Annotated in this window: 1 protein-coding gene; it reads right to left on the bottom strand. The window is 44.1% G+C overall.

Translation table 11 applies throughout. The features are described from left to right. The coding region (locus tag ACMJ0U_RS10655; protein ID WP_417129896.1) for a SusC/RagA family TonB-linked outer membrane protein at window positions 1-2717 on the bottom strand (2717 nt) is incomplete at its 3' end. Between the last annotated feature and the right edge of the window lie 68 nt (window positions 2718-2785).

The following is a 2785-nucleotide window of genomic DNA, read 5'->3' as shown; positions in this document are numbered from 1 at the left end:
GAGAACTGGAAGAACAAAGACAAGTCAAAATTCTTGTAAGAGAAGTTATTACTCCATCCACCATACCATGTTGGCAGTGTATTTCCGCAAATCACCGGTTTCAAGCTACCCTCATAAGGCGTACCATCCTCAAGCATCCATTTTGCTTTCGAGGCATGATTATACAGCACACGTTCTCCATTCTCTCCATAGAACACACGGAACCCGGTTTCCGGATCTACTCCACCTGTCGGTGTCAGATACAACTGACCGATAGACTTGCCAGGTACTGTGATATTTGTAATTTCCAATCCACTGGCATCACCTTTGATAATATTATCCAGACCGTTAGCCAGAGACACAACCTTATTACGAGTAGTCGTAATATTAAAACTTGTATTCCATTTGAATGCACCGTCACGCAAAATATCCGCAGAAATCGTCAACTCTATACCTGAGTTCGTCATCTTTCCGGCGTTGGTTGTCAGGATATTTCCAGGAAGACCTTTCGAAGGAGCCTGTGGCACATCCAGAATCAAGTCTGAAGATTTCGTATAGAAATAATCAAAATCAATATCGATACGATCAAGCACACGTGCACTGAAACCTACGTCATACTTTTCTGAAGATTCCCATTTCAAATTCGGGTCAGCAATCTTACTCAAACGATAACTTCCCTGAGAACCATAATAGTAAGGAGAATAATACGAACGTGAAGCGTAATCATCAATATTTGTATTACCTACTACACCATAGCTACCCTTGATCTTAAAGTCTTCAATCACATGCTTGAGCGGTTCAAAGAAAGCTTCTTCCGACACACGCCATGCCGCTGAAACACCTCCAAAGTTACCCCAGCGATTGTCCTTGCTCAATGCAGAAAGGCCATCACGACGGAAATTGATAGAGAACATGTATTTCGATGCAAAGTCATAGTTGATACGTCCAAAATACGAAACCATAGAGCTCTTGGAAATACTACCAGAAGCTGTGGCATTGGCAAAAGTTCCCTGGAAGTTCGTAAACTTATCATCCTGCAATTCTGTACGAGAAGCATCCCATTCATTGTAGCTGTTTTCAGTAGCTTCCATACCCACCAGGAAATTGAAATGATGACGATTAGCCGTAAAATCATACGTAGCCGTATTCGTCCAGGTCCAGATACTGCTATGCACTGCCGCATTGAACGCATATCCACCTTTATTTACTCCATCTCCATGATTAGGTGACCAGAAGCGAGAGTTTTCGATACGTGCATCGTCAATATTATACTGGGTTTTCAATGTAAGACCTTTCACAGGAGTAACTTCTGCAAAGAAGCTGCTCAAAATACGGTTTACATCCACGTTGGTCTTATTACCCAACTCCACCAATGCCACCGGATTCGAGAATGTATTCATTACCGCATTAGGTCCATAACCCAACACACCTAACGAATGATCATAAAAACCTTTGCCATTTTCATCATAGATAGGCATATTCGGAGAGTTAGCCAACGCCATACGCGGGAAACCACCTACTGCAAAGTTTGAACCGTTACGTGCCGCATCCACCTGCGCCGTAGAACTTACGTTCACGCTTGAGTTCATACCAATCTTCAGCCAGTCTGTCACGTTAGCCACAATGTTAGCCTTACCACCCAGACGTTTATAGTTATCGCCCACTACAATACCTTTCTGCGTATTGTAATTAGCCGACATATAATATTTCACTTTTTCCGTTCCACCACTTACTGCTACGGTCTGGTCTTGTGTAAACCCATTCTGAAAAATAGCGTCTGCCCAATTAGAGTCTACTCCCGGCATCAAGTTAAACGCCTTATCACCATAAGCAGGATTAGCGATGAATGTCTTATCCATAGCAGCCAGTTCTGCTGCAACATCTGTTCCGTATGCATTACGAACCGCCATGTTCTTGAAGTCTACATACTCCTGTGCATTCATCATATCAATAAACTTCGTCCGGTTAGAGAAACCGACAGAAGCATCATACGTTACTTTTGCTTTTCCGCTGCTTCCCTGCTTGGTAGTAATCAGCACGACCCCGTTTGCCGCACGTGAACCATACAAAGCTGCTGCTGCCGCATCCTTCAACACGTCAATAGAAAGAATATCGGCCGGATTAATGTCTGCCAGCGCATTGGCATTACCCAATCCTCCACCCAAATCACCCGACTGAATCGGCATTCCATCCACTACGTACAAAGGAGAAGTACCCGAAGTAATCGAGTTTACACCACGGATATGTACCACAGGAGCCTGACCTACTCCTCCTGAAGGAGTCGTTACATTCAAACCAGAGGCACGTCCCTGCATCATCTGGTCCAGACTTGTATTAGGCACGTCCTTTAAAGCATCATTGCGGATTGAAGCTACTGAAGCTGTCACCGTACGTGCGCTCTGCGTACCATACGCCACAACCACCACTTCTTCCAAAGCCTGCGCATCCGATTTCAACACTACGTTCACCACCGGTTTCACAGCAACTTCCTGACTCTGCAAACCAATAAAGGAAACCACTAAAGTTTTTGCCGAAGCCGGCACACCAGAAATTGTAAAGTTTCCATCAATGTCGGTCACTGTCCCTACAGTAGTACCTTTTACCAACACCGATGCGCCCACTACCGGCAATCCGTCTTCTTCCGACATCACATTACCGGTCACTTGAGAAACTTGGGCGTTTGACAGACCAATCCCTATCAGAAGAATGGCCATGAACAACGTCATTCTTTGTTTCATAAAATCTCTCTTTTAATTTAATTAAGTTAGTCTAATACATTTATCACAAACGGGACGCGAATGTAAGA

Source organism: Phocaeicola sp., from assembly GCF_048170425.1.
Classification (GTDB): domain Bacteria; phylum Bacteroidota; class Bacteroidia; order Bacteroidales; family Bacteroidaceae; genus Phocaeicola.
This window is presented reverse-complemented; position numbering and strand designations above follow the sequence as displayed.